The following is a 19,091-nucleotide window of genomic DNA, read 5'->3' as shown; positions in this document are numbered from 1 at the left end:
TGCAAGCTAAGAAAGCGGTGACCGGGCGCATCGTCTGAGGCTGATCCAGTCCACCGATCGCAGGCTGAAATGGAACCATCAAGAGAGGACTGCATGAGCGATATTATTTTCAAGGCCGGTGAGGCGACTGTACTCGCAGCTCCGGGTCAGTACACTGATGCTATGCCCGAGGTGCTGATCGGTTCGGTCAACGGCCCGGTGGGGCATGCATTCGCCAGCATGATGGGTCAGAGCGTCGGCCACACCCGGTTTTTCGCAATACGCGATCTCAACCAAATGGCGCGTCCGGCCACCATGATGACGACGAAGGTGACAATCGCCTCCGGCGAGTATGTCGAACTGCTCGGCGGTGTCGTGCAGGCCGCGATCGCTGATGCGGTCGTCGATAGTGTCGCTGAGGGAATTATTCCGAAGGCGATCGTCGATGAGATCTGCATCGTCGTGACGATCTGGCTGGACCCGCGCTGCGCCGAGCACGCCGAACTCGACAAGAAAGATCTCTACAATACGAACTACAAGGCTATGAAGCTGGCGATCGAACGCGCCCTGAAGAGCGAGCCGTCGATCGATGAGCTGATCAAGAATCGCAAGACCATCAAGCACTACGCTTTGGACGGCGTCATCGACTACTGACGCACAACGTCAGCTCTCCACCACTTAAACGACGGAGCCGTGCGATCATCCGCGCGCTCCGTCGATGGGGGTGCTGACAGATGCATCAGAAGGGAAATTCAGCAGACGCGTAATTGGTCGAGGTGAGAGGAGAACCTCGAACCGAAACCATCACGCGCAGGGGCGGTGTGACGGCTGCGCGCAAAAAATGTGGTGGGCCCGCCAGTTCTGCCCTCTTAATGAGTTTTCAGCAGCTTATTTTGGCTAGCAGCACATAACCCGGCATCGAGACTCAAAGGGGATTTTTCCGATTGGCTAGCCGGTACGCGAATGCGCAGTCGCACGTTTTGTGCAAGCGTCTTGCCGCACTATCGAAGGGGTTGTAGCGAGCAAGTTTCGGTAGCATTCTTTGCTACAAGAACTTGAGTCGGAAACAACCGACCATCGTCTAGGGGGAAGCGATGAAACGGGATAGCAGCGGGATTAACCGCTCTTAAACGCAAATCAGTTCGATTGTGAGCTTGAGCGTTTCCAAGTCCTAACGGCAGAATTGGATTGCAGTCGTCAGCGGGAGTGCCGATAGGTGCGCCGATGATGTTGCATGATGAGAACTAAATGGCGGCCGGCGCGCTAACACCGACCGCCGCTAGGATGATGGCGATTAGACCGTCAGCCTAGTTAGTGGAACAAAGAGAAAAAATGGTCACAGCGGCAGCAGAAGCTGCTGTGGCCAACTCCGCCAGTGTGAACAAACATTCTCAGTCCGTCCGAACCTAAAGCGGGTATAGGCCCGCACATGAACACTTTTTTCCCTCAGTCGGGACAATACGATCTTCATTTTAGTGGTCCTCTGTTACCGACGCCCTGTAGCGTCGCGTCATCCCGCCCAGAGCGGTTGAACAGAAAGATCACTTTGAAGGCAGTGCCCCAGCCTTTACCGTAGGTGAGTCGGCAGGTGGCTGTCAGCAAAACTTGACACCAATTCGCCAAAATTTAGCAGTCGCGAGCGCCAAGTGCTTGCGAGCATGGATTGTCGCATTTACAGCGTTGGCTATGCGCGAACGAATAATCTCGGAAATTCAGCGACTGACAAAAGCCAACGATGGAACGCCCCCAGGGCGGCAATCATTCGAGGCTGAAACCGGCATTCGCCTTGGAGACTGGTACGGAGTCTATTGGGCCCGTTGGGGCGATGCTGTAGCGGAAGCTGGGTTCCAGCCCAACGAACGACAAGGCAAATTTGATCGCGATACCATGCTAAACTTGGTGGCGCTCGCTTGCCGCCATTTTGGGAAACTGCCGACCGAAGGCGAACTACGATTATATCGCCGTACGCATCCGGACTTCCCGTCGCCAAGCACCATACAAAATGCCTTCTCACCAAAAACGGAATTGATCGAAGCGCTACGCATTTGGACGAATGAACGGTCTGGGTATTCCGATGTTGCTCTCATGCTCCCGGCATCGATCCCAGAAAAGCCGGATCGTTCCAGAGAAGTTCTGGGTTCAGTATACCTGCTGCAATCCGGCTCGAACTACAAAATTGGTCGGAGCGATGAGATCGAGCGACGAATAAGAGAAATCCGAGTTGCGTTACCAGACGCAACAATATTGGTTCACGCCATCACAACGGACGATCCGGCTGGCATAGAGGCTTACTGGCATCGTCGATTTGCAGATAAGCGTGCGAACGGCGAATGGTTCAAACTCACCCCCAGCGATGTACTCGCCTTTAAGCGGCGCAAATTTCAATAATCCCTTCTCTGCCGATTTCCGTTAGTCTTGTTATCGGCGGTCAAGCCGAGCACCGGCAAACAACCTAAGAGGCCGATATAAACGCTGCCATACTCAATGAGGGCCGCCCAAAACTTGTCCTCTCTGTCCGGGGGTGGTCCTTTAACAATTCTAATCACCTGAGCCTTCTCCGCCTCGCTCAGCCAGGAATGATTTATTCTCGACAAGATGATTGCGTCATAGCGTTGGAGAATGAAGACGGCTACGATTGCAACGGTGTAGAGCGCAAAATAACTCCAGAAGAAAACAGCAAATTGCTTAGGGTGATTGTACGCTACAAAGACCAAGCCACTCGCAATCATTGTAAGAATTGCGATAGTCAACGGATTAGAAAAATCTTCCATTATGACTGCTCCAAAAAGTCGGCGGCAATCATAACTGAGTCGATTGAAGTCAAGAAATTTTTCGATCAGCCATTCCTCTGCGCTGCGTGCCTCGTGGCGATGCCCGCCCTTGTAAGCCGTTGCGCCTCGCTCATGCGGAATGTGTCAGGCGGCGGTTGGCTGGACTTGCTGGCACGAGCAACCTTCTGAGCAATCTGGTCGGCTAATCCGTTGCCGCCGCCGTGCGCAGTGACGTTGATGTTGGTCGTATAGCTCGGGCTGTTGTTGTAGCCGAACGCGACCGGACCGCCTGTCGCGAACTTCGGCACCTTGCCGTCGTTGATCATCGCCAGAAGCTTGCCGTGCTTCGACGCTGCCTTGCTATTCACGACAAATTCGCCGTCGCTCAGCATCGCGGGGATACTGTCCGAAGTAGAGGTGCCGGGTCCGCGAACATGGCCGCCGTCGGCAAAGCCGAGTAAACCGCCGAGAAAACCGATGCCGCCGCCTGCACCTCCGGGCTTGGCGCTCAGGCTTGCGAGCACGGATTGGATCGACGAGGCAAAGCCGCTGGCGGCAGGCTGCCCTTGAGCAAGCGTCGAAGTCATCGACGACAATGTGCCATCGAGGCCCTGAGTGCCAGTCTGCATGCCTTGCAATGACGGCGGCATTGTCTTCAGAGCCGCGTTGGCTTGCACCGTCTGCTGTTGCAGAAGTCTCTCGGCTTGCTGTTGTTGCTGAAGCGCCGCGATTTGCTCGTTGCTCACGGACTTATCGACCTGAAAGTGCATCGGGTCGGTGCGTGTCTTCCAATCGCCGCCCCATTTGAGGCCGCGCGCCTTTGCCATGTCGGAAATGTCGGGTGGCAAGTCTGTCTTATGCGTCAAAAACGGATTATTGCGCGGATTGATGTCGAGAGCGTCGCCCTTGGCGTGCTCGGAAAGTTTGTTAGTGCCGCGCATGTTGCGGTCAACGAAGCCGCCGCCTTCATTGAGCTTGAAGTTCGTGTAGCCGCGCTGATGTAGGTCGCCGATCAAGCCTTGGAAGCGATCTGCGTACTTTTGATCAACCATGGCCGTCGTGCCGTCGGGAGCATAGACCTTCGTCAAGCTCTGCCCGTGGCCTGTTTGGCCAAAAACCTTCGACTGATCGAACTTCGACGCAAAGTCGGGCTGCTTTGCGATTGTTGGCACAACTTTTTCGGCCGTCGCTTCGGTTGCCGCCTTGAATGCTGGCGATGCCGCGAAATTCGGCAATGCCGTCTCGGCAGCTTTCGTGGCGGTTTCAGTGACGGCCTGCGTCGGCGCTGATTTTGCAATTGATTGCAACGGTTCGGGCGTCTGCGGCGGCAGCGATCCGGTCGTCACGGATGTCGGTGCAGACACCGTTGCGGGGGAAGGTACTGATCCGGCACCGGGCGACAATTGACTCGGAAGCGAGGCCCCGCCGACGTTCACGACGCCAGCTTGAACATTCATCGAGCCGGATGAGCCGCCAAACAACGAGGCAAGGCTGCCGCCGCCGAGAATGTTCTGGTTGCCGCTGTTCGCCGGGAAGAATGCGCTGCCGACGCCCTTGAAGACGCCATTGAACATCTGGTCCAACGCCAGATCGAGCATCTTGTCGCCGAGCTTCGCGAGCGCCGAACGCAATGCCTCGGATGCCGACTTGCCATGCGCCAGGTCTTTGACGAAGCCTTTCATGGCGTCTTCGCCTGCGCTTTCAAGTTCGTTGGCGCGCTGGGCGGCTTCTTGCTGAGACTTCGCAAGCTCTTTTGCCTGTTCGCTGGCAAGCTTGTAGGCATCGGCAAGGGAGGCGATCTTGCTCTTTACGTCGTCGTTGATTTCGACGCCCGCCCGTTGTGCTGCATTCAATAGCTCTTGCTGCACCCTCGCACGCTCAACGGCGGCTTCTTGTTCTTCGACCGAGCCCGTGGCGTTCATGCGTGCTTGGGTTTCCGCGCGCATGGTCGCAATGTTTTCTTGAACGCGCCGGACGGCCCTTTCAAACTCGTTGAGTTGCACCTTGGCGGCAGGCCGGTTGGTCGGGGAGCCGGGGGCGTCGTCTTCCTCTGCTTTCGGCTTGTTGGCTTCGGCAATGCGGATGCGGGCTCGTTCAAGGGCGCGTTTGTGCAGGTATTCTATCGCTGCGCCGACGCGATCTTTGCCAGCATCACGAAGCGCCTGAATATACGCTTCACCTGCCGCTTTACCGGCACCCGCAAAGTTGTTCTTGATACGGCCAAGATCAACGTTGCCGATGGTGCTAAATTCGACGCCGACCTTTCCGCCGACTGAATTGATGGCTTCGACCGCTGCATCAACGCCGCTGATGACGAAGTTCAGCGCTTGCTCAACACGGGCGATCATGCCGTTGACGGCATTGACGATGAGTTCGGCAACGGCGGACGGCAGCTTTGTGAAGGTCGCCAGCGTTGTGTCGTAGATCAGATGGAAAGAATTTATGACGACGTTGGCCGTCAGCTTGGCAAATTCCCCAAGGTCCGCCATCGAGACATTGGAACCGGATAACGCCTGAGCGATAAACTGTACGGCGTCGTTGAAGGCGTCGCCAATGGCTCTTGCGGCGATCTTCGCTCCGTCCTTGAGTTCATCCCAAGCCGCGCCGCCGTAATCCTTCAGGTTTGCGAGTTCGCCCTGTATGGGAATGATTTCGTCACCAAACTCGTTTATTGCTATAGCCGCTCCGCCGACTGCAATGGCGAGCAACGCGAAGGGATTGGTCGCGAGCATCGCAGTCTGAGCGATTGCCGCACGAGCGAGCGACGGGACATACTGACTGAGCAAGATGGCAGCCGCCGCCGCTGCACCATCACCGAAGGATGAAATGTGCTCGGCAATGAACGTGATGCCGTCGCCAAACTTCGACGTGATCGAGTCCGACTCTGCCAAGCGCCCCAAATAGCGATCAAGCGCGTTGCTCAGAACCGTCAGCGAGTTCGAGAACGTCACATTCGCTTTGGCGGCTTGGTCGATGACGCCGCCAGAGCCCTTCAGCATGGCCTGCACAAATTCTTCGACGCTGACGGTTCCCGCTTTAACGTCCTGCGTGAGAGCGGCGACGGAACCCTTCCATTTGTCGGACCCGTTGGCGACCGCCTGCAACAACGGCCGCGCGCCGTCCAAGAGGGAATTGTATTCCTGAGACTGAACAACCGTGCCGCCGAGCATCTGAGAAAGCTGCAACAGCGCTCCGGCCGCTTGCTCCGATGACTGCCCGCTGACCTTTAATGCGGCGCTTGTCGCCTCGACGATCTTAAGCTGATCCGATTGCGTGAGGCCAAGTTCCTTCGCCGCTGCCGCATTGCGACCATACAGGGTGCCGATGGCTTCAAGCGAGACGCCATACTTCTGCGCAATGTTGAACAGCTTGTCCTGAGTGGCGATCAGTGCATCGCCTTCCTTACCGGCCACGCGAAGCTGGTTCGTGAAGCGGGTCCAGCGATCCACGATCTGCGTAATTTCTCGGACAGAAAGGCCGACGCCGATGCTGCCGAGCATCGCATTGATGTTGGCGGTCGATGCCATCAAAGACTGTTCGAGCCGATTTCCGGCTTCTTTCGTCCGCCGTTCGACACGTTGCCAGCTTCGATCCGCGACCTGACTGGCGCGATTGAAAGCCTTTTCAAACTGATTGAGCCGCGCTTCGAGCGAGACTAAGAGGCGTGCTTCGTCGTCTGCCATCGGTCATCACCTAGAACACAAGCAAGCCTTCCGGTCTTGCGGATACGTCATCATAAACGGAGCGAGAGTCAGAGCCGGCGCTGGCGCGCGCGACGGCCATGGCGAGTGCAACCGCGCCGTCGATGCGGTCTCGGCTCCGGCCTTTGTGAAACAGCCGGTTGCCCGCGCTATCGGCATGGACGGCGACACAATCGATGTGATGCCGAAGAACGGGATGGCCGCCGTGCTGAAGCTGTCGTGCTAGAATTGCTCGCTCAAGCTCTTTGACGGCCGGAGCCATGCTGACCCAGCCTTGACGGAAGGCGACGCAAGGCAAGCCGTCGTCCAAGAGGCTCTGCATCATGTTGTGAGCCATGTGCGGATCGAAGGCGATCTCGTGCACATCGAAGTCACGGCAGATGCGCCGGATGGTGTCTTCGACGTGGTTGAAGTCGATGGTGTTTCCGGCCGTCGGCTCGATAAAACCCTCATCGGCCCAAAGAGGATATGGAACACCGTCGATGTCCGCTTTCCGCTGAATGTTGTCTCGCGGACAGAAAAACCATGGATGCGCGATATAGCCTTCGCCGTCGCGCCAGACGGCGACAATGACGGTCAAGTCGCTCGTGCTCGAAAGATCGACCGCAAGCCAACAGGGCTCATTTCGGAGCTTTGATAGATCGACTGGCGAATTGCCTTCGTCCCAAATCGACATTTCAACGAACGGATCGGACGAATGACCGAGCCAGACATTGAGATGCAACTGCCGGAATGCTTCGCGGTCTGCCGGACGCTGCGCAGCTTCACGGGCAAGCTGGCGAAGTCCGGGAAGATCGGGATAACCGTGCTTCAGGCCGGGATTGGCGGCGTGCCACACGTTTTCGTCTTGCCAATCGGCATCGGGCGAAGTCTCGAACAAGATTGGCAGCGTATGCGGATCGTCAATCTCGCCTCGCGCGACCTTGCGGGCATAGTTGATCACCTTATAGGCGACATTCTCTTGCCCGCGTCCAGCCGTCGTAATGACGACACATAGACTGCCCGGCACCTTGACCAAGCCGGTGCGGATGACTTCCCAAAGATCGGCCTTCTTCCAAGCATGAATTTCGTCAACGAGTGCGAAGGTCGGCGTGCGCCCGTGCTGCGTACCGGCATCGGAGCTAATCGCCTCAACGAAGCTTTCGTTGGGGAACTGAATTTGATTTCGGTATTCCTTAAGGCGAATTAGATGCGTGTCTTGGCCTGCCTGCTTGCCCGCGTATCCTTTCTTCCAAAGACCCTTGTCGCCCGCGCGAATGATGCCTTCTATCTCTCGAAAGGCGATCTTGGCTTGCTTCTGATCACCGGCTGCGAGGATGACTTCGCCGCCGGAGACAGCTTCGGGTCCGTCGGTGTGAAGCAACGTCAAGGCTGCGCCTAGGCTGGTCTTCCGGTTGCCGCGCGGCAGCAGCATGATGACATTTCGGACAATGCGTCGGCCGTCGGCGTCACGCGGGCCATAAATCTTGCGGACGATTTCTTCCTGCCAAGGATCAAGCTGAAAAGCCTTGTCCTTGAGCGGCGATTTGGGATGCTTAAGCGTACGAAGATAATCGACCGCCCGCTGTCCGTAGCCCAATGGATCGGGGATGTCGGGGAAGGGGTTCTTCGGTTTCTTGGTCTTCGTCGGCTTCTTCATTTCATATAGAGCGTGGTGACGAGCAATTCCTTGCGCCGTCCAACCGGCTCAATCCCCTTGATGTCGTGCGGAATACCATTAAGCAGAATGCGGTCGCCCAACCGAAGATCGTCGATCCAACGGATGCACCAAGTCACCGTGGCTTGGCTGCTGTCGCCCCAATCCTTCTGACGTTCATCGAAGGATGCGCGAAGACGTTCAGCTCGAACGGTCGCAATCGTCGCCCAGTCATCGACGGGCTGCCCGACGTCGCTAACAGTCGTGGTGACGCGTTGGATTTCCAGAACATGATCGAGTTTGCCCGCTTGCACTGTCATGCCGCCACCTCGATGAGTCGGGCTTCAATGCTGACGATGGCGTGCGAATGAACGCCGTCGGGATCGCGCATGTAACGAGCGCCGGAGGTGTAAACGTCGCCGCAGTAATGGCTATCAAGCTCGAAAAAGCGATTGCGGAGCGCTTGACTGATGGCCCCGGCGATCTCTTTGACGGCTGCGAGGCCGACTTCATTCGCGAAGATGTGCAAGTCCATATAAACATGCCAGCGATTGCGAGCGATGCCATCATCCTGCAAGGCTTGTCCGGTGCCGATGCGGATGCAGGGCATTTGCTCCGGCCGTGCGTTCGTATCGAGTATCGAAGTCGCAGGAACAAGATTTGTGACGGCGGCTGTCGCGATCAAGCGAAGCCGCAATGCCTTTTGCAGGTCAAGCGAGGGCTCAAGCACGCCAAGCCTCCTTCGCTGCTTTCGTGATAGCGCGCTTCACACGGCTACGAAGACGCTTTTTCAGCAGCCGGTATGCGGGGAAGAAGTATGGCTCGGCGGCCATCTCATGCGTGCCCCACTCAACACCCTTCGCGTAATCGTAGGGTTTCCCGGAGCCCTCTCGGACTTCCTTCGTCGTGAGTTGACCGCCTGCAACGACTTTGACTTGCAGTTCAGTTGAGCCGGGCTCCTTGTGGATGCTCTCGCGAAGCTTGCCGGACCGGACGGGAGAAAGCGCCCTCATCGACGAAACGAGTTCGTCGGCGTCCTTGTCTAAGGCAGCGACTGCTGCCGCCCGGACTGACGGCGGGATTGCCGCGATCTTTTTCTTGAGACTGGCAATGTCGTCGGCCATCAGAACACCCATTCTCGATGTGGGCGCATGAGGTCGAACAGCCCCGGCGATGACTCCAAGATGATGGTGATGTTCTGCGTCGCGATGGATGCTTCCCGGTTCTGGTAGAGCCACGCGACAAGCTGCCGGACAGCTTCCTTAAGACTCTCAGGAACGGAAGCCGACGGCGTGTCGCTTTCATAGCGGCTGAGAGCTTTGCCGGTGTAGTTGCCGACCCATTCTTCAGCGGCGTCGATCTTCGATTGGATCAGCGCATCATCATCATCGATGGTGACGTTCATGTGCGCCTTCACGTCTTCAAGTGAAATGGTGCTCATCTGTCACTCGCGCTGTTGCTTTTGGGTTGAAAATCACGCGCGTCACTGGGGCGGCCGGTCTTTGGGCGCGTCGAAAAGTTTTGACCTACCCCCCGGTCTTCGATGGCGACGGTGTTAAGGGCGACGGGTGTCGGCGGTGCTTTGAGGAAGCCGCCATTGCTCAAACTGAAGTACGGCCGTTTGAATGGACGCATCGGCTTATGGTCTTGGGACGGTTTCCAGCCTTTCGGCCTATCAAGTGGCGTGCCCTTCTTAATGCGCTCTCTAACTGTGCATACGCTAAGCCCGGTGAGCTTTGCCCACTCACTAATGGTGTGCGTTTCGCCATTGCATGTGTAGTGCGTCGGGGACTTCACAAATGCACGAGGCTTGCCGCGAGCGAGCTTCGTCTTTGAGAATGCGGTCGAGGGATCGCGATAGATACGGTTGCGAAACGCTGTAACGAGGATGCCGAGTTCATTCGCCCACTGCGCTGCGGTTTGTGTCCTCCCGGCATGAGAGTAGAGTTTTGCTTTAGGCATCGACACGCCTCCGACCTTTCATCAGCGGCGTCGTGAGTGCCGTCTCAATAGTCGCGCCACATGCAATGCGCCTTCTAAGGGTCATGTACTTGATCCCATAGCGTTCGGCCCATCTGGCTAGCGGTAGGGTTTGGCCTTTGTATTCGTAAAACAGGCGGCATTTGCTGCCGCCGCGAGGCCTACGCTTTGCGGGGGGCTTGACGCGCGAGCCCTTCAAAGCTGCTACAGCCTGAGCGCCTTTGCACGATGTCCTTTGATGCTCTCGCTCGATGCGAACCTTATCTTCTAAGTAGCTTCTAGCCGCGAAGACACTGACGCCAAGCCGTGCCGCCATTTGTTCCGCTGTCTCAGGCACGGCGTTTCTCCTGAGACTGCTTCCAGGAGTTGTGATGGTGCTGGCATAGCTGCATCCAATTGGCTTGATGCCAGAACAGAAATTCGCTGCCCTTGTGCGCAACGATGTGATCGACGACCGTCGCGGGTTCATTGCAACGAGCACAGATCGGGTGTGCCTTCAGGTAGGCGGCGCGGGCTTTCTGCCATTTGCCGTCGTAGCCGCGTGCTGCCGCCGACGGCCGTTTTGTATCGAAACGCGATTTGCGTTCGGCCGCGCGCTTGCGTTGATGCACACAAGGCTTGCCATCGTGAATGATGCAGCCGCAGCTTGCGATATAGGGTGGTTTTACGGGCATCGTTCAGCCCCGTTTTCAATTGATTGCAATGACACTGGGTCTGGACGTGGGATTGCGTCGATGTCGTAACCGAGGCAGTCCAATACTCTTTCGAGCACGGACATCGCAGGGTCTCCGCCCATCAGCATTCGACGAAGCGCCGTGCGGCAAACGCCGGAACGCTTTGCGAGTTCACGCTGCGAAATTCCCGCTTCTTTCATCATGTCTTCGATGATTGATGCCCATACTGGTTGGTTCATGGTGTCACCAAAGACTAATGATCGAACTGAAAAGCAAACCTTGCTGAACAAACGCAACAGGGTCTTCAACGTCGGCGTATACGAACGCGCCGTCTGGCACATACGATGTGATGAACTTCGTCACCCGAAACGGAATAAGTGCGCTGCCGTCGCCAACTAGAGAGGTCAAAACTTCAGGACCGGCTTCAGAGCCGGGAGAGCCGCCTAGGAATTTGAGGGTAAGCATCCCGCTACCGACAACCTGTAGGGCGGAGCTAACGAAGGGAAGTTCAATGTCGATGCCGGACATCAGATCGAGCACCGGCACTTGGAACGCATTAGAAAACGGTCCAGCTATCGGATGCGGAATGTTGGGGTGTGGATTTATGATCATGCCGAAGCCCGCCCGCGCTTGTGCTTTGGCTTTGCTTTGATCGTTTTGAATGTCCCGAAAGCTGCCTTCAGTTTTGCGTCTAGCTCTTTGCCGTCGGGCTCGGCGGTTTCAGCATCACTTGTGCCGAAGACGGCTTTGAGCAATTCGATGCGGCCGTCATAGGCGAGCATGATTTCTGATGGCGTGGCATCCAAGGTCACATCGGGAGTCCAACCAAGCCAGCCGGTCCCGATTTTGTAGAGGTTCAGAAGATGCTCGCGGAAGCTGAGGGTTTTGCCGCCTTCGCTTGGCTTCGTATCGGGATCGATGCCGGTTAATGCAATCACGTATTGGGTGAGTGGAGACTGCAACTCGTTGAGCTTGTCGAAAACCAACGACGGGAGATGTCGCGGGCAATAGTGCGGTTTGATGACTTCAACTGCTGCGTTGAGAGAGCCGTCCTGAAGGTCAGAAAGGAGCCCTGGAAAGCCACCTCCAGGACGGCACTCAAGGCTGAGAGCATGGCGCAAGCTGGGGCGAAGCAGGAGAACCTCCGCGCCAAGCTCAATTTCGATGCTCTTTGCCAAACTTTTCATGATCCGCCCTTACGACGCCGTAACGGTGATGCCGTAATCGTGTTCATCTTCGCCGAAGCCGTCGTAAGTCACCTTCACCGTGAAGGTCGAAACGCCGGTTGCCGTCGGGGTTCCGGAAATGACGCCCGTCGATGCTGCAAGGCTGAGACCAGCAGGGAGTGCATCGCCGTCCTTGAGGGCAAAGCTCGGCGCACCGACGCCGCCTGAGACTGCGATGGTTTCGGAGTAGGGATCGCCCTGGACAGCCGCCGTCAGCGCAGCGCCAGCCGGATCGAACACAATCGTTACGTCAGCCGGAACTTCGAACAATTGACCGTCAACGCCGATAGAGAACGTGGTTTTGACGACGTTGTTGACTTCGCCGAAGTCGTTCTGCGCCGAGAGCGGAACGCCTTTGAAATAAAAGACCGACGGCGTGCCGGTGTCCGTCGGCTGGTCGTTCAAGACCACTTTGACGGGATACTTGTTCCAATTGCTCTGCACCGCATCGCGCAGGATGTTTTGACCGGCATCGAAGGGATTACGGCCGACAACGAGGTCAATCTTGCCGTTATCGAGATTGCCCTTCAGACGATGCACGTAGGCGTCATCAATGAAGCCTTGCGTGATCTCGTTGCCTTCGTAACCCCACTTGCCGAGGTCGATGAGGCCGGTGACTTCCGTCCATTCCGTGATCGCTTCGAACTCATCAAGCGTATTGATGAGATTGTTGGCCGGGCCGATGTAGAGTTTCGACTTGGCCGTAGTTTGGAGAAAACTTTCAGACATTGGATTGTGATCCTTCCTGCCGCGTTACGCGAGCGGCGCGATTGCCGGACCCTGCAAGACGAACGAAGCGTTCGCCGCGATGCTAGTGCCCGAATTTTTGGTGATGACGGCGCGAGCAAACTTGCGCTTGCCGATGTAGCCGACGCGATAGCTGGCGCTTCCATCGAGAGTTTCGGGAAGCGTGCCGAGCAAGTCGGTTGCCGCCACGTCGGTGTAAGCAGAGTCATCATCCGACTCCTGGACGCTCGCAGTGAAGTCGCCGTCACCCGCGATTGCTCCGGTGTTGACGATGAGAAGCGCGCTCTTAAAGCCGAGAACGCTGATGCCGCTGCCGTTGGTCGTCGCAGTGAAGACCTGCGGTGCCAGCGAGGCAGCAACGGCGCTCTCGTGATATGTGTCTTTATTAGGCATGAGGGTGCTGCCTCCGATTACGAGTTGCTGATTTTTAGAAACTTGATTGCGTTGAAGTCGCCTACGCCGCCGCCCGTGCGCTTGTAGACATCGAATATCACGCGGCCTTTTTGAGAAATCTCGTCTCGGTTGAGCCGGATGCCTGAGCGATCAAGAACGAGATACCCCAGCTTAAAGTCGCCGAACGCAATCGGTGTTGCGCCGTCGCCAATGTCGGGCATGTTCTCATCGATCTCGACGGGAAAGCCGAGCAAGTTGCTCTGCTCGCCTTCAAGCAAGTTGCCGGTCGGTGCCCACAGGAAACGCTTGTTGGCGTCCTGAAGCTGCCGGATGCGGATAGCCGTCGTGGTGTTGAACAGCCAGCGAGCGTTGCCGCGATACGGCTTACGCAAGGTCATCATCAACGTGACGAGAGCTTTGTTAAGCTGATCGTCGGTCGGGTTTGTGGCCCCGGCTGCGATGTGCTGATGCTTGCCGTCCGCACGGGTGAAGTCTTTCTGCGCCGTCGTGCCGTAGGTCAGAAGGCCTCTGGCAAAACCATTTGCGCCGTCGCCATTGAGGAAGTCTTCGCCTTCAGAAAGGGCAAAGTCCAACGTGGCGTTGTTAATCAGCCACCCCGCGATGTCGGTTGAAGCATCGTCAAGAAGCTGCCGGGTAGACATCGGTGCAGCGTAGTATTCGCCAACGCCGTAATTGCGCCAGATGACGCCGGGCCGTGCGGTGTCTTGCGGACGGTCATCACGTTCGACGACCTTCTGAGCGCCCCGGTTATTCGTGCCGTATGGACGCTGATACGTGTTCCCGCTGCCGATGGTGACGACTTCCGCCAGCCCCCGCATCGGAGAGATGTCAACAAGCAAATTGCGAATGGTCGTGTCGATGTTCGGCAGAACGAAGTAACCGCCGTCGGGGTTGTTGTCGGTCGCCGCTGCCGAGCGAAGCTCAGCGTCGTTGCCGGTACGCATGTAGCTCGCAAGGGCGGCGCGGACCTGTTCGGCCTGCTGTTCGGAAGCCTGCTGAGTACCGGGACGATTGGCGCGGGTTTCGATGGCCGTCAGACGGTCAGTAACGCCGCGAAGTTCGTCCGTGATGCGGGCTTCGATATTCGTGTTGAACGTCTGCTGTGCAGTGCGAAGCTCATTCACGGCAGCCGTGGCCGCCGCGATCTGGTTTTGGTCGTCGCCTTCCTGCCGAGTTTCAATCGGCGGCTCCGACCGGATTTCATAGTCGCGAAGCATTGTTTCACTTCCTCGGGTTGTTGAATGACTGCGATGCCGCCTTGCAGGCGGTGATGAGGTCAGCCACGGCAGTCGCGTGACCGGATGGTGTTCGTGCGGAAGAACGGACCTGTTCGATGCGTGCACCCGGCATGGCGGGCAGAGACACGAGCGAAATTTCAACGAGGTCGATTTGACTGATGGTGCGGACGCCAGACGTGTCCCGGCTCGCATCGACAACGCGAAAGCCTATCGAGAGACCGTCAAGGGCTTTGCCCATCAGGAGCTTGTAGGCGAGGTCACCGTCGGGGATGTCGCGAAGCAAACGACCTTGGACGTGAAGCCCTTTTTCGTCTTCGGCGATCTGTTCCCAAACGCCGACAGGCCGCGACGGGTCGTGGCTGTAAAGCATCAACGGCATCCGGCCAGCAGACTCGAATGCCTTCAGACACGCCTTGAAGGCCCCGCGCTTGATCACATCGCCGTAGCTATCTTGAACGCCAAAGATACTGGCGTGACCTTCGAAGACTCCTTGGTCCGTTGTGGCAAGAAAGCGTGTTTCAAGGTCGCGCCGTTCGGTCGGCTTGCGCGCTGCGGTCGGCGACTCGCGTTTTTCTAGGCGTGCAATTGATTTCAATGGGCATAACTTATGCGTCATCGGGCGTTGCCTCGTCGGGTTTGGAGCCGAGCATCAGCGCGCTAAGCACGCCCGCCGCGAGCGGGACGACTTCGCTTAATGGGCGGTCGGTGACGTAGGTTCGGATCAGTTCGGCCGCGCGTTCCGGTGTCTCGCCGCCGCCAATCAGGCCAAGCCGGATCGTCTCGGTTAGGTCGCGGTAGTAAAATTGCGCGCCGAAGACTCTCTTGCTGAGAGTGCTGATGCCGGTGCCGGTCGCCCGTTCCAATTCCATGGCGAGGTTCGGGTTCAACTTCAGGACGCGTTCTCGGTCGCCAAAGAAGGTGCGGAAGGTGGTGGCATCACTCGCCATCTGCACCTCCCGCCGGATTGCCACGCGAGACGGGTGACGTGCCTCCATGGATCGTTACCGATGTCGTATTGGGGTTTTCGTAGGAGTCCCCGCCGTCGTAAGGCGGCAGGTCTTCGCGCCTCCGGCACTCGTTCGGCGACAAGACGCGCGACGCGATGAGCTTCTGATAGGCGTCGGCACGCGCCGCAAGATTAGCGGCTAGAAGCTGATCCGTGTCGAACGCGAAGTAGTGGTTGGACTGTTCGCCCGGCGATAGAAGCTTCAGGGCGAGTTCGGAAGTCCAGACCTGCAACCAACGGGAAAGGCAGAACCGGAGGAATGCATCAGCCATCGCTGACGCATTGCCCCAAGTCGCCCTTCCTAATTCGAAAACGAGAGACGGCGGAACGCCGAAAATACGGCAGATTTCAAGTGCCGAGCGCTCCCAAAGCTCCAAGGTTTGAGCATCGGTTGACGAGAACGCCAGCGGCTGAAACTCGCCGCCTTCTTCGAGCACAGCAGTGTTGCCGCTATTTTCGCCGCCATGTGCCGACTGCCAGCTTACCTTGATGCGAGATGCCGTGTCGGCCCCGAGCTTGTTCGGGAATTTCAGGACGCCAGACGGACGGCCTCCATTGCCGAACAAACGGCCGACGTGGCCTTCAATCGTAAGAGCAATGCCGATGGCTTCGCGGCACTGATTGACCGGCGAGTCGCCTTTGACGCTGATCGAGGCCGGGCACTGAATGTGGATGATGTCAGTACGGGCGAGGTCTCGCGGCTTCTGCCCGGTAATCCGGTACTGAGGTTCGAGAGTGAAGGGGTCTTGGTTGACCTGCACCATGCCCGGTGTGAGCCGGATCAGTTCACGCGGCACGCCGCCGACGCGGTTGATGAAGATGAAACCAGCCCCGGTGAGCAAGGCATCGACGGTCACTTGCTCGATGAGCTTCGCGGCAGGTGTCCAGCCGTTCGCGAATTTCGACGTAAGCAGCGTTGCAGGATGGTCTTTGCTGACTCGACGTTCGTCGTTGGCGGCAATTTCGAATAGCTCAAGGGGGAGCGTAGCCAGAACGCCGCTGATGAGCGTGACGCATGACCGGACAACGGTTGAACGCGTTGCCGAATTAGGACCGACAAAGACTCCGGCAGACGTAGTGGTGCCGACAACGAGGTCGGACCAATCCGCGTTGGTGTCTATCGCGCGGCGTTCGGATGCGCCGAAGATTTTCTGAAGTATGCCCACAAGCCACGAACTTCTGTTGTTCCGTGGCTATCCAATTTGCGCACAAAGAGCCGGAGGGCAACAATAGACTGTTTAGGTGGTTCGTCTGCGACCCACCCCCGAAAGCGCTCCGAACAGCGGATCGCGCTCGGTCTGGACGATCCTTCCGAATAAAAATACGACCTACTTCAACGCCGGGAGGTCCGGCCTGCAAACGGGGAACAACAATGAACTTCTACTACGCAACATACACCGTGACCGAGACCCACGATTTCGGAACGGAGTCACGAGGCAAATTCAACTGCATGGTGAAGGCCGACTCAGTCAAAGAGGCCGAGAGCCTGGTTATGCGTCGGGCGCGAAAGAATATGACCACTATCGGTTACAAAGGTGCGTTGGCTATCAACGTAGAAATTATGGAGACGGTTGGTTACTAACCGCAAACGTCCGTCGTGAGTTTTGCAATCAATTCCAATGGGCATAACTTACGCGGGGACTTCTTCTACGTGACTCTTATCCCGGATAAGAACCTCTGTACCTATTCTACTCTCCCGGATCACGACGCGAGCGTAAGCGAGCACTTCACTTGAGTAATAACAAAGGGGACCGCGAACTTATGTGAGCGTAACCTTTGAGAACCGAGAAGTGAGTGAAGAGAAGAGAAGTGATTAGAGTCCGCCATCCATTCCGCCAATTAGCCCGCCACACCTACCGCCGAAGATGTTGCCAATTGGTCCCTAAATGGCGGAATGCTTGGCAAAATAAGCGTGTTTATCCATCCTCCAACGCGTCAAGGTATTCGTCGGTGTATTCGGGCTTGGGTGCTTGCTTCAGTACGGTCGGCCTGGGCTTGAGTTTAGGCTTTTGCACTACCTCCAATTCGGCCAAATAGCAGCTTGTGAAGTGGTTGACGTGCTTCGCAAAGGATTTGGTGGAGGGCGTGGACGCGAGATTGAATTCTTCTGTGTGCGTTTCGATGTACTTCACAAACCACGTCCAGTGTTGAAGCCCTGTTTCTATAATACCGGTGATGTGTTCAGGCGGCATGCTGGCGACCGCTTCTTTAAGCAGATGGCGCTCCGTCTTCGTAAGAACACAGTATTTTAGGTGCCCATTTTTGATCATGGCGTTCTGCCATATAGCAACGTAATCGACCACATTGCTGACATCGTGAGGCTTGGGCGATGTAATGCTCGCGTTCGGTTTGCTCGCTTTATTCAACTGATGATGCGCCAACGCACGCCTTGTGGGACGGATGAACACATGAAGTGTGTTTCCGGCGAACGGCCCACGTTCGCGCCGAATGAGGCCGTGAACCTCCAAAAATGCGAGATACCGCTCCAAGGTTCGCAGTTTGAGGCCAGTCCATTTACACCACGTTCGAAGCGGGTATGCTGCCCATGTGTGTGGATCATCCCGAAGTTTCGCCTTAGAGCGCTGCCAGCTTCGGATGATTGACGCCAATAGTTTCGCTGCTTTTGGATAGTGCACACACCACGCTTTAAACTCGGCAGGGTCTTCAAGATTGTAACCAGATGCGACTAACGACATTGCGTCCACTCTTGTTGTGGCCGCGAGTCGGAACTGCTAAATAGCAATCGTGCAAACTGCTTTCAGCGCCGGTTACGCGGCGTGTGATATCAAACCCCGCGACTGCAATCGCGGGGTTTTGTTTTCTTTGTTCGACCGACGGTAAGCAACGAGGGTGGTTTCTCAGCGGCCCATCAAGTCTTCAAGCGTTTTCGAATTTGTTCCACCATGAGCGTCGAAGCGCTCGGCCTTTCGGGCATGTTCTCCAAATGCTGGGGAGACAAGACGGCTTCAAGTTCAGACACTCTCGTTTCCAGCGAGTGCACGCGTTTTTCAAGCTGCATCGCCGGTGAATTTTGAGCAATCGCTTGCCAGTTTTCTTCGTCCGGAAACGTGCTCGCAAGTCTAGCAAGTACTTCCGCTGTCAACGATGAGCGCCCGCTATCTTTGCGCGATTTCTCAAGCGCCGCGTGCATATCCTCAGGGATACGCAGAAGCACCTTCTTGAGCCTGTCACTAGGATAAGACACGGCCACCCACTCCTCGCTTAACGATATTTGCAATCTCGATATTCCGACTATCGACACTCGATAGTCAACTGATTAGATTGATATTACGCCCAATCAATATGGAGATTGTTAATGACCATCGATGAAAGGAACCCGATTTATCAGCTGCGCTCGGTTTCCGAACTTACGGAAAAGGCAGGAATATCGGGCGCTCAACTCGCCGAAATTTATCGACAACAAACCGAGCATCCGGGAGCCAGCATTCTCGATCTCGCACGACGCTATAGCTCTCCCTGGCGAGAGATAGAGGCTCGCTGCAAAGATCACGATGACGATGGTGCCGCCTAATGAGCAAAGGACAAGGCAAAGTGCAGCGGGCAATCGCTGCCATTCTTCAACAATCGAGCGCGCCGATGACAATCGAGGAGTTGGCCGCGCGCGTGTATCCCGATCAGCCTTTGACCAGAAGCCGCTTAAACGCTGTTCGCAGCGTCGTGCGGAAGTCTTCCAACATCATCCGCGAACGTGAAACTTA

24 protein-coding genes are annotated in these 19,091 nt (G+C 56.7%); 4 read left to right on the top strand and 20 right to left on the bottom strand.

The features are described 5' to 3' along the window. Positions 1-93 precede the first annotated feature (93 nt). Both fae and HYPMC_RS10040 read left to right on the top strand, forming a co-directional pair. Positions 94-633, top strand: a complete 540-nt coding sequence (gene fae / locus HYPMC_RS10045; RefSeq protein WP_013947803.1) for a formaldehyde-activating enzyme — start codon at positions 94-96, stop codon at positions 631-633. A 951-nt stretch (positions 634-1,584) separates the two neighbouring features. After that, a complete protein-coding gene (locus HYPMC_RS10040; RefSeq protein WP_244421015.1) occupies positions 1,585-2,367 on the top strand; it encodes a GIY-YIG nuclease family protein in 783 nt (260 codons plus the stop codon). On the opposite strand, the gene HYPMC_RS10035 is transcribed toward HYPMC_RS10040, so the two are convergent. The 18 genes from HYPMC_RS10035 to HYPMC_RS09940 form a co-directional block, all read right to left on the bottom strand. Then, positions 2,361-2,750 carry a hypothetical protein gene (locus HYPMC_RS10035; protein WP_013947801.1) on the bottom strand — a complete coding sequence of 130 codons (390 nt, stop codon included), beginning with the start codon at positions 2,748-2,750 and terminating at the stop codon, positions 2,361-2,363. The genes HYPMC_RS10040 and HYPMC_RS10035 overlap by 7 nt on opposite strands. A 65-nt stretch (positions 2,751-2,815) precedes the next feature. Then, positions 2,816-6,433, bottom strand: a complete 3,618-nt coding sequence (locus tag HYPMC_RS10030) for a tape measure protein (protein ID WP_013947800.1) — start codon at positions 6,431-6,433, stop codon at positions 2,816-2,818. Positions 6,434-6,443: 10 nt separating this feature from the next. Continuing rightward, a complete protein-coding gene (locus HYPMC_RS10025) occupies positions 6,444-8,090 on the bottom strand; it encodes a terminase large subunit (RefSeq protein ID WP_013947799.1) in 1,647 nt (548 codons plus the stop codon). Next, positions 8,087-8,407 (bottom strand): head-tail adaptor protein, encoded by a 321-nt coding sequence (locus HYPMC_RS10020; protein ID WP_013947798.1) that lies wholly within the window; start codon positions 8,405-8,407, stop codon positions 8,087-8,089. Before HYPMC_RS10020 ends, HYPMC_RS10025 begins: the two co-directional genes overlap by 4 nt. Continuing rightward, positions 8,404-8,817: a DUF3168 domain-containing protein gene (locus HYPMC_RS10015; protein ID WP_013947797.1), complete on the bottom strand. Its 414-nt coding sequence runs from the start codon at positions 8,815-8,817 to the stop codon at positions 8,404-8,406. Before HYPMC_RS10015 ends, HYPMC_RS10020 begins: the two co-directional genes overlap by 4 nt. After that, positions 8,810-9,211, bottom strand: a complete 402-nt coding sequence (locus tag HYPMC_RS10010; protein ID WP_013947796.1) for an HK97-gp10 family putative phage morphogenesis protein — start codon at positions 9,209-9,211, stop codon at positions 8,810-8,812. Before HYPMC_RS10010 ends, HYPMC_RS10015 begins: the two co-directional genes overlap by 8 nt. Beyond that, a complete protein-coding gene (locus HYPMC_RS10005; RefSeq protein ID WP_013947795.1) occupies positions 9,211-9,528 on the bottom strand; it encodes a head-tail connector protein in 318 nt (105 codons plus the stop codon). Before HYPMC_RS10005 ends, HYPMC_RS10010 begins: the two co-directional genes overlap by 1 nt. After that, positions 9,525-10,049: a hypothetical protein gene (locus tag HYPMC_RS10000; protein WP_013947794.1), complete on the bottom strand. Its 525-nt coding sequence runs from the start codon at positions 10,047-10,049 to the stop codon at positions 9,525-9,527. The genes HYPMC_RS10005 and HYPMC_RS10000 overlap by 4 nt, the downstream gene beginning before the upstream one ends. A gap of 347 nt (positions 10,050-10,396) precedes the next feature. Continuing rightward, entirely contained in the window at positions 10,397-10,741 is a 345-nt protein-coding gene (locus HYPMC_RS09990; RefSeq protein WP_013947792.1) for an HNH endonuclease, read from the bottom strand. Next, on the bottom strand, positions 10,732-10,941 hold the full coding sequence (locus tag HYPMC_RS25035) for a helix-turn-helix domain-containing protein (RefSeq protein ID WP_371199594.1): 210 nt from the start codon (positions 10,939-10,941) through the stop codon (positions 10,732-10,734). Before HYPMC_RS25035 ends, HYPMC_RS09990 begins: the two co-directional genes overlap by 10 nt. Before the next feature lie 43 nt (positions 10,942-10,984). Continuing rightward, positions 10,985-11,353: a hypothetical protein gene (locus tag HYPMC_RS24200; protein ID WP_013947790.1), complete on the bottom strand. Its 369-nt coding sequence runs from the start codon at positions 11,351-11,353 to the stop codon at positions 10,985-10,987. Further along, on the bottom strand, positions 11,350-11,928 hold the full coding sequence (locus HYPMC_RS09975; RefSeq protein WP_013947789.1) for a hypothetical protein: 579 nt from the start codon (positions 11,926-11,928) through the stop codon (positions 11,350-11,352). Before HYPMC_RS09975 ends, HYPMC_RS24200 begins: the two co-directional genes overlap by 4 nt. Positions 11,929-11,937: 9 nt before the next feature. Continuing rightward, on the bottom strand, positions 11,938-12,696 hold the full coding sequence (locus HYPMC_RS09970; protein ID WP_013947788.1) for an Ig domain-containing protein: 759 nt from the start codon (positions 12,694-12,696) through the stop codon (positions 11,938-11,940). A 24-nt stretch (positions 12,697-12,720) separates the two neighbouring features. Further along, positions 12,721-13,107 carry a hypothetical protein gene (locus tag HYPMC_RS09965; RefSeq protein ID WP_013947787.1) on the bottom strand — a complete coding sequence of 129 codons (387 nt, stop codon included), beginning with the start codon at positions 13,105-13,107 and terminating at the stop codon, positions 12,721-12,723. A gap of 17 nt (positions 13,108-13,124) precedes the next feature. After that, entirely contained in the window at positions 13,125-14,345 is a 1,221-nt protein-coding gene (locus HYPMC_RS09960) for a phage major capsid protein (RefSeq protein WP_013947786.1), read from the bottom strand. A 4-nt stretch (positions 14,346-14,349) separates the two neighbouring features. After that, positions 14,350-14,982 carry an HK97 family phage prohead protease gene (locus HYPMC_RS09950; RefSeq protein WP_013947785.1) on the bottom strand — a complete coding sequence of 211 codons (633 nt, stop codon included), beginning with the start codon at positions 14,980-14,982 and terminating at the stop codon, positions 14,350-14,352. Next, positions 14,972-15,313, bottom strand: a complete 342-nt coding sequence (locus HYPMC_RS09945) for a gene transfer agent family protein (RefSeq protein WP_041300005.1) — start codon at positions 15,311-15,313, stop codon at positions 14,972-14,974. Before HYPMC_RS09945 ends, HYPMC_RS09950 begins: the two co-directional genes overlap by 11 nt. Beyond that, the gene (locus HYPMC_RS09940; RefSeq protein WP_013947783.1) at positions 15,303-16,538 is read right to left on the bottom strand and encodes a phage portal protein; all 1,236 of its coding nucleotides are present in this window, start codon (positions 16,536-16,538) and stop codon (positions 15,303-15,305) included. The genes HYPMC_RS09945 and HYPMC_RS09940 overlap by 11 nt, the downstream gene beginning before the upstream one ends. Before the next feature lie 206 nt (positions 16,539-16,744). On the opposite strand from HYPMC_RS09940, the gene HYPMC_RS09935 reads away from it, so the two are divergent. Beyond that, a complete protein-coding gene (locus HYPMC_RS09935) occupies positions 16,745-16,954 on the top strand; it encodes a hypothetical protein (protein WP_013947782.1) in 210 nt (69 codons plus the stop codon). A 334-nt stretch (positions 16,955-17,288) separates the two neighbouring features. On the opposite strand, the gene HYPMC_RS09930 is transcribed toward HYPMC_RS09935, so the two are convergent. After that, complete coding sequence (locus HYPMC_RS09930) at positions 17,289-18,068, bottom strand: hypothetical protein (protein ID WP_013947781.1); 780 nt, start codon at positions 18,066-18,068, stop codon at positions 17,289-17,291. A gap of 173 nt (positions 18,069-18,241) precedes the next feature. Beyond that, positions 18,242-18,583 (bottom strand): TraY domain-containing protein, encoded by a 342-nt coding sequence (locus tag HYPMC_RS09925; RefSeq protein WP_013947780.1) that lies wholly within the window; start codon positions 18,581-18,583, stop codon positions 18,242-18,244. A gap of 105 nt (positions 18,584-18,688) precedes the next feature. Here HYPMC_RS09925 and HYPMC_RS09920 point away from each other — a divergent pair, with 105 nt between their 5' ends. After that, a complete protein-coding gene (locus HYPMC_RS09920) occupies positions 18,689-18,904 on the top strand; it encodes a hypothetical protein (protein ID WP_013947779.1) in 216 nt (71 codons plus the stop codon). The last annotated feature ends 187 nt before the right edge of the window (positions 18,905-19,091 follow it).

It is taken from the genome of Hyphomicrobium sp. MC1 (assembly GCF_000253295.1).
Lineage (GTDB): Bacteria > Pseudomonadota > Alphaproteobacteria > Rhizobiales > Hyphomicrobiaceae > Hyphomicrobium_B.
The sequence above is the reverse complement of the archived record's forward strand: the minus strand, read 5'-3'. Positions and strand labels throughout refer to the sequence as shown.

Bases quoted from the DNA above. Each gene is read 5' to 3' on its own strand.
- fae (WP_013947803.1), top strand. From the start codon at position 94: ATGAGCGATATTATTTTCAAGGCCGGTGAGGCGACTGTACTCGCAGCT.
- HYPMC_RS10035 (WP_013947801.1), bottom strand. From the start codon at position 2,750: ATGGAAGATTTTTCTAATCCGTTGACTATCGCAATTCTTACAATGATT.
- HYPMC_RS10030 (WP_013947800.1), bottom strand. From the start codon at position 6,433: ATGGCAGACGACGAAGCACGCCTCTTAGTCTCGCTCGAAGCGCGGCTC.
- HYPMC_RS10025 (WP_013947799.1), bottom strand. From the start codon at position 8,090: ATGAAGAAGCCGACGAAGACCAAGAAACCGAAGAACCCCTTCCCCGAC.
- HYPMC_RS10020 (WP_013947798.1), bottom strand. From the start codon at position 8,407: ATGACAGTGCAAGCGGGCAAACTCGATCATGTTCTGGAAATCCAACGC.
- HYPMC_RS10010 (WP_013947796.1), bottom strand. From the start codon at position 9,211: ATGGCCGACGACATTGCCAGTCTCAAGAAAAAGATCGCGGCAATCCCG.
- HYPMC_RS10005 (WP_013947795.1), bottom strand. From the start codon at position 9,528: ATGAGCACCATTTCACTTGAAGACGTGAAGGCGCACATGAACGTCACC.
- HYPMC_RS10000 (WP_013947794.1), bottom strand. From the start codon at position 10,049: ATGCCTAAAGCAAAACTCTACTCTCATGCCGGGAGGACACAAACCGCA.
- HYPMC_RS09990 (WP_013947792.1), bottom strand. From the start codon at position 10,741: ATGCCCGTAAAACCACCCTATATCGCAAGCTGCGGCTGCATCATTCAC.
- HYPMC_RS25035 (WP_371199594.1), bottom strand. From the start codon at position 10,941: ATGAAAGAAGCGGGAATTTCGCAGCGTGAACTCGCAAAGCGTTCCGGC.
- HYPMC_RS24200 (WP_013947790.1), bottom strand. From the start codon at position 11,353: ATGATCATAAATCCACACCCCAACATTCCGCATCCGATAGCTGGACCG.
- HYPMC_RS09975 (WP_013947789.1), bottom strand. From the start codon at position 11,928: ATGAAAAGTTTGGCAAAGAGCATCGAAATTGAGCTTGGCGCGGAGGTT.
- HYPMC_RS09970 (WP_013947788.1), bottom strand. From the start codon at position 12,696: ATGTCTGAAAGTTTTCTCCAAACTACGGCCAAGTCGAAACTCTACATC.
- HYPMC_RS09965 (WP_013947787.1), bottom strand. From the start codon at position 13,107: ATGCCTAATAAAGACACATATCACGAGAGCGCCGTTGCTGCCTCGCTG.
- HYPMC_RS09960 (WP_013947786.1), bottom strand. From the start codon at position 14,345: ATGCTTCGCGACTATGAAATCCGGTCGGAGCCGCCGATTGAAACTCGG.
- HYPMC_RS09950 (WP_013947785.1), bottom strand. From the start codon at position 14,982: ATGACGCATAAGTTATGCCCATTGAAATCAATTGCACGCCTAGAAAAA.
- HYPMC_RS09945 (WP_041300005.1), bottom strand. From the start codon at position 15,313: ATGGCGAGTGATGCCACCACCTTCCGCACCTTCTTTGGCGACCGAGAA.
- HYPMC_RS09935 (WP_013947782.1), top strand. From the start codon at position 16,745: ATGAACTTCTACTACGCAACATACACCGTGACCGAGACCCACGATTTC.
- HYPMC_RS09930 (WP_013947781.1), bottom strand. From the start codon at position 18,068: ATGTCGTTAGTCGCATCTGGTTACAATCTTGAAGACCCTGCCGAGTTT.
- HYPMC_RS09920 (WP_013947779.1), top strand. From the start codon at position 18,689: ATGACCATCGATGAAAGGAACCCGATTTATCAGCTGCGCTCGGTTTCC.